The organism is Nocardiopsis listeri NBRC 13360 (assembly GCF_001570765.1).
Classification (GTDB): Bacteria; Actinomycetota; Actinomycetes; order Streptosporangiales; family Streptosporangiaceae; genus Nocardiopsis; species Nocardiopsis listeri.
In genome coordinates this window covers 42,344-48,487 of sequence record NZ_BCSH01000018.1, presented here as the reverse complement: position 1 = coordinate 48,487, position 6,144 = coordinate 42,344, and the positions used below count along the sequence as shown (strand labels likewise).

Below are 6,144 nucleotides of genomic sequence, written 5' to 3'. Positions count from 1 at the left end.
TTGCTTCGCTTCTGGTAGCAAGATCAACACGGTTCCGGGCCTGGTGGAGGGGCGGGGCTTGGTTTGGCGCAAGTGTGAACGGGAGGGGCGACCACTGCCGGCCAGGGCGGTGCTGCCAGTACCTGTAGTGGGGGAGCCCCGGCGGTAGTGGCTCCGGAGATTGAAGGTCTCCGGGGCGAACAGGACCGTGTTCACTGCGGAACTCCTTGTCTGGAAGGGCCTCTAGGCAAAGTAGTCGCCCGGTCCGCGACACGGCAACGTTGTCCACAGGCTCGGAGCGAGAACTTCGGGAAAGTCCTAACCTGGCGGGGCAGCGCAGTACACCGAACTGGGGGAAACGATGTCGGGACGTCAGGGGAACGGTCACCGCGGTGGAGGTGGCGGAGGCCGTGGGGGCGGCCGCGGGAGCGGTGGCCGCAGGCCCGAACCCGAACCCATCCGCGGCGTGCGCGACGACGCCCGTCTGTCCCAGGAACTGCTGAAGATGGACGGCGCCTCCTACGGGCGCTACAAGTCCCTCAAGGGCGACTGGGACTTCGGCGACTTCACCCTGACCGTGCAGCGGGTCCAAGCCGACCCGTTCGCCCCACCCTCGCGGGTGCGCATCCTTCGTCCCGACGCCGGGATCCCGAGCAGCGCCTACACCGATCCGGTGCGCCGCCGGGCCACCGCGGACTTCCTCGGCCGGTTGGCCCGCCGCCGACTCAAGGGGTCGCTGCTGCGGGTCGACACCGGTGGCCAGGAGGTCATCGCGCGTTCGTCCTGCCAGGTGGGCGCGGACGGCTCACTGGACCTACGGATCGGCCTGGACCTGCCCGGGCACGGGCGGCGCATCGACGGCCGTACCGCCGAACGCGAGCTGTGCCGCACCGTCCCCGACCTGGTCGACGACCTGGACTGGGAGGAGATCGACCAGGACGCCGCCCGGGCCTTCGCCGACAGCGTGGCCGACACCGTCGCGCTGCGCGACTCCCTGGCCGAGCGCGGTTTGGTGGCGTTCGTCGCCGACGGAGCGATCCTGCCCCGTATCAGCGGAATCAGCGACGAACCCATGCGCGGTGAGGGAGTGGTGCCCTTCACCTCCCCGGATTCCCTACGGGTGAGCGTGGACCTGCCACACCGGGGCACGGTGACCGGGATGGGGGTGCCCGAGGGCATCACGCTGATCGTGGGCGGTGGATTCCACGGCAAGTCGACCCTGCTGCACGCCTTGGAACGCGGGGTGTACGACCACGTACCCGAGGACGGCCGGGAACTGGTGGTGACCAGGGACGACGCGGTGAAGATCCGCGCCGAGGAGGGCCGCCGAGTGGAGCGCGTGGACGTCAGCCCGTTCGTGCGCAACCTGCCCACCGGGGCGGACACCCGCGACTTCCGCACCGAGAACGCCTCCGGATCCACCTCGCAGGCGGCCAACATCTGCGAGGCGGTGGAGATCGGTGCGCGCACCCTGCTGGTGGACGAGGACTCCACCGCCACCAACCTGATGATCCGCGACGAACGCATGCAGTCCCTGGTGCACGGAGACCGCGAACCCCTGGTGCCCTTCGTGGACCTGGTGCGCCCGCTGCGCCGCGAGCACGGCGTCTCGACCGTGCTGGTCATGGGCGGCAGTGGCGACTACTTCGACGTGGCCGACCACGTCATCATGTTGGACGCCTACCACCCGCACGACGTCACCGAACGCGCACGCGCTCTGGCCCGGGACCGTACCGACGCGGAGTTCGCGCTGCCACGTGCCCGGGTCGTCGATCGCGCGTCGGTGGACGACCGCACCGACCGGGGCCGATCCAAGCTCAAGCGACGAGACATGGACGTGCTGGTGTTCGGCGAGAGCGACATCGACGTGCGCGCGGTGGAGCAGTTCGTCGACGCCGGGCAGATCACCGGGGCGGGGCTGGCGTTGCGCGCCCTGGTGGCCGGTGGCCACCTGGATGGTGAGAGGACCCTGGCCCAGGCCCTGGACTCCCTGGAGGAGGGGCTGGCCGAGCGGGGCGTGACCCTGCTCGGCGAGGACTTCGGCGGGGACTACGCGCTGCCGCGCAGGCAGGAGATCGCCGCCGTCCTCAACCGGTTGCGAAGCATGCGTGTGGCCGAACAACGCTGAGTTCGCACCGAAACCGCCCGCTAGGTGGCCGCGGTGTGGCCGTGGTCACCTGCGGGGGGTCGAGGTCGGTCGTTGGTCGGGGCGGGTCGGTATTGTGGAAACGCAGGGTGCGGCAACCCCGAAGGACATCGAAACGGAATATCTCGGGTCGATGTCGGTGTGAGGCCATCCTGCGATCCCGACCCCTTTGGAGACGAGAATCCGGTGCGTGACCCCGCAGATCTGTACCAACTCCACCCCGGTTTCGACGATGTAGCCGGGCAGGCGATGCTGGTCTGCCTGGACGGCTTCGTCGACGCCGGACACGCGGGACGACAGATGGCCGAGTTGCTCTTCGAACGGTTCTCCGCCGAGGAGATCGCGACCTTCGACAGCGACCGGCTCGTGGACTACCGCGACCGTCGACCATCGATGACGTTCCGTGAGAACACCTGGATCGACTACACGGCGCCCAAACTGGCCCTGTACCGGATGTACGACGACGAGGGCGCGCCCTTCCTCGTCCTGCACGGACCCGAGCCGGATCGTGAGTGGGAGCTGTTCGTCGCCGCCGTCCAGCAGCTGGTCGACCGCTTCGCCGTCTCGCTGTCCGTCAGCGCCCATGGGATCCCCATGGCGGTGCCGCACACCCGGCCGGTGACGGTCACCCCGCACTCCACGCGCCCCGAACTGGTCGCCGGTCACACACCCTGGATCGGTCGGGTCGAGGTGCCCGGCAGCGCCGTGTCGCTGCTGGAGTTCCGCCTGGGCGAGAGCGGTCACGACTTCATCGGCTACGCCGTCCACGTACCCAGTTACCTGTCCCAGTCCCAGTACCCGCGCGCGGCCATCGCGGCCCTGGGCTACGTCACCGGGGCCACCGGCCTGGCCGTGTCCACCACCGAGATGGAGGAGACGGCGGCCACCACCGACGTGGAGATCGCCGAGCAGGTAGCGGCCTCCGAGGAGATCCAGCGCGTGGTCACCAACCTGGAACGCCAGTACGACGACATCATGTCCTCGCACTCCGAGGGCGATACCCCGGGCTCCCCGCTGGGCGAGGACGAAGTAGGCCTGCCCACCGCCGACGAACTCGGCGCGGAACTCGAACGCTTCCTCGCAGAGCGCGAGGGCGACGGAAACGGATAGCCGTGTTCTACCAGATCCTCTTCAGCTCGGTCCTTCGGCACATGGACGCCGAGAAGGCCCACAAGCTGAGCTTCGCCGCACTACGCGGAGTCACCGCGATCCCCGGCGTGGCCGAGACCATGACCCGGGTCCTGGGGCCTCGTGAGCCCGAGCTGACCGTGCACGCCCTGGGCCGGGACTTCCCCGGCCCCCTGGGCATGGCCGCCGGGTTCGACAAGAACGCGGAGAGTCCACGCGGCCTGGCCGCGCTCGGCTTCGGCTACGTGGAGGTGGGCACCGTCACCGCCCACCCGCAGCCCGGCAACCCACGGCCCCGCCTGTTCCGCCTGGTCGAGGATCGCGCCATCGTGAACCGGATGGGCTTCAACAACGAGGGTTCGGCCCTGGTCGCCGAGCGGCTGCACCACGAGCAGGTCCGTCTGGAGCGCCAGGCCGGCCGAGCAGGTCGGGAACGTCCCCTGCTCGGGGTCAACATCGGCAAGACCAAGGTCACCCCGGAGGCCGAGGCTCCCGCCGACTACGCGCTCAGCGCCCTGCGACTGGCCCGCTACGCCGACTACATGGTCGTCAACGTCAGCTCGCCCAACACCCCCGGCCTGCGCGACCTCCAAGGCGTGGAACGACTGCGTCCCCTGGTGGCCGCGGTCCGCGGGGCGTTGGTCGAGGCCGGCCGCCCCACGCTGCCGCTGCTGGTCAAGATCGCCCCCGACCTGGCGGACGAGGACGTCGACGCCGTCGCCGACCTGGCCCTGGCCGAGGGCCTGGACGGGATCATCGCCACCAACACCACCATCTCCCGGGAGGGGTTGGACGCCCCGGAGGAGCGGGTGGCGGAGACCGGCGCCGGTGGTCTGTCCGGCGCCCCGCTCAAGGCGCGTTCCCTGGAGGTGCTGCGCCGGCTGCGAGCCAAGGTCGGTGACCGCGTCACCCTGGTGGCCGTCGGCGGTATCGAGACCCCCGAGGACGCCTGGGCGCGCATCCGCGCCGGGGCGACCCTGGTGCAGGGCTACACCGGTCTGATCTACGGCGGTGCGCTGTGGCCGCGCCGCATCCATCGTGGGCTGGCCCGCCTGGTACGCGCCGCCGGCTACCGGTCGATCCAGGAGGCCGTGGGTGTGGACGCCCCGGCCCCCGCCCTGAAGGCGGTCCCGCAGACCACCGAGGCAGGCTGACGTTCGGGACGGCGACCGGTCACCAGTCGCCGTCCCAGTCCTCGGGGAAGCTATAACCGGGGTCGGGGTGGCCCATCGCCTGGGTCGGGGTGACGAACACGTAGTCCAGTCCCCGCAGGCGTTCGATGATTTCGGGGACGGCCGCCAGTGTCTCGGGCAGCGGGTCGTGCATCAGTACCACCGCACCCGGCTCGACCCGGCCGATCACGTTCTCCACGATCTCGTCGCGCTTCAGGTTCTCCCAATCCCGGCTGTCCACCGTCCACATGGTCTCCACCAGATCCTGCTCGGCGATGGCCCCGTGTACGTCCTCGTCGGTGGCGCCGAACGGTGGCCGAAACAGCTCCACCGTGTGTCCGGTCTGCCTGCGGATCATCGCTCCCACCGCCGCGACCTGGCCGGGCAGTTCCTCGGCTTCCATCCGGTTCATCGGGTCGTGCACGTCGCCGTGGCTCGCGATCTCGTGCCCCTCGGCGTAGGCGCGACGCAGGACCCCCGGCCGGGTGAGGGTGGGCCCTCCGTTCAGGAAGAACGACGCGGTGACCCCTTCCTCGGCCAGGATGTCCAGCAGGTGCGGTGTGGCCTCCACCGGGCCGTCGTCGAAGGTCAGCGCCACACAACGCGTTTCTCCGTCGTGGCAGTTCACGTCCGGGACGTGGGGGACGAACACCCCGGGCGGCGGGTCCTGCGCGTCGTGGTCCTCGGCGGTGGGCAGCCTCGGATCGGCCTCCTCCACCAGGGAGGCCTCCCTGGCCCGCTCGCCCAGGTCGGACAGGAGCGGCGCGGCGGTCTCGTGGTCGACCACCACGGCCTTGCGGCCGAACTCGGCGGAGGGCACGTGCCCCTCCTCCACGGGTGACAGGTGCCCGTCATCGAACTCCACCACCAGGTCGCCGTCGCCGTTGAAACCGATGGAGTCGTAGGTGCGAAGGATCGGGAAGAGGGAGTCGGGGTCGACCTCAATGTCCTCGGAGAGGCCTTCGCGGACGATGTCGTTGAGCGTGTCCAGCTCCTCCTGCCCGGCGAGCAGCTCGGTGGAGTAGGCGGTGTGCCGGGAGGACCCGTCGTACCAGTAGGTGGCATAGCCCTCGCGTAGGCCGTGCATGTCCTCCTCGGTGCGCAGGAGTCGCACACCGAGCACTCCGTCGGCGGCGGCCACCAGCTCCCAGTCGATGTCCAGGCTCACCGGGTCGCGGGTTCCCGCGCGAAAGTCCTGGACCTCGTCGTCGGCTCGGGCTGCGAGGGTCTCGGTGAAGGGCTCGGCGTTCGCGAACTCGGGAAGGGAGACGGAGATCGCGACCTCGGTCTCCGGGACGTAGTGGTGGTCCTCGTATCCCTCCGCGCCGGTCGTCCGTTCCCGGAGACCGTCACCGGTTTCCGCGGACAGGAGTCCGATCGACTCGGGGTCGTCGCCGCCCACCGTGTCCTGCGCACACGCGGTGAGAGGGAGGGCCAGGGCGACCATCAGGGATCCGGGCCAGATCCGTCCCCCACCGCTCCCACGACGTCGGGCGGTGGTGTGTCCCGGTGCGTTCTCGCTCGACGACAAACCCGGTTCCCTTTCCCTGAAAGCGGATGCTCTCGTACCTGATCAATTCTTAGCGGCGCAGAACCCCTGCTTCAACCGTGAGGTTAGACGCTCTTCGTATCCGGGAGACCACTTTTCGTTCACGACAGCCAAGTGGACACGCGCCGCAGGGCATGCGTGCCGGCCGGGCCCCCGCTGCGCGATCATGG

Annotated in this window: 4 protein-coding genes; 3 read left to right on the top strand and 1 reads right to left on the bottom strand. The window is 69.8% G+C overall.

Annotated elements, in window-relative coordinates; all coding sequences use genetic code 11:
- The first annotated feature begins 340 nt into the window (after nucleotides 1-340).
- From NLI01S_RS06670 to NLI01S_RS06660, 3 genes are all read left to right on the top strand, one after another.
- On the top strand, nucleotides 341-2,107 hold the full coding sequence (locus tag NLI01S_RS06670) for an ABC-ATPase domain-containing protein (protein WP_067600847.1): 1,767 nt from the start codon (nucleotides 341-343) through the stop codon (nucleotides 2,105-2,107).
- 204 nt (nucleotides 2,108-2,311) lie between these two features.
- On the top strand, nucleotides 2,312-3,235 hold the full coding sequence (locus NLI01S_RS06665) for a proteasome assembly chaperone family protein (protein ID WP_067600844.1): 924 nt from the start codon (nucleotides 2,312-2,314) through the stop codon (nucleotides 3,233-3,235).
- Nucleotides 3,232-4,407: a quinone-dependent dihydroorotate dehydrogenase gene (locus NLI01S_RS06660; protein ID WP_067600870.1), complete on the top strand. Its 1,176-nt coding sequence runs from the start codon at nucleotides 3,232-3,234 to the stop codon at nucleotides 4,405-4,407. Before NLI01S_RS06665 ends, NLI01S_RS06660 begins: the two co-directional genes overlap by 4 nt.
- Nucleotides 4,408-4,426: 19 nt before the next feature.
- Here the strand turns inward: NLI01S_RS06660 and NLI01S_RS06655 are convergent, their stop codons facing one another.
- A complete protein-coding gene (locus NLI01S_RS06655) occupies nucleotides 4,427-5,872 on the bottom strand; it encodes a polysaccharide deacetylase family protein (RefSeq protein WP_067600867.1) in 1,446 nt (481 codons plus the stop codon).
- Nucleotides 5,873-6,144 lie beyond the last annotated feature (272 nt).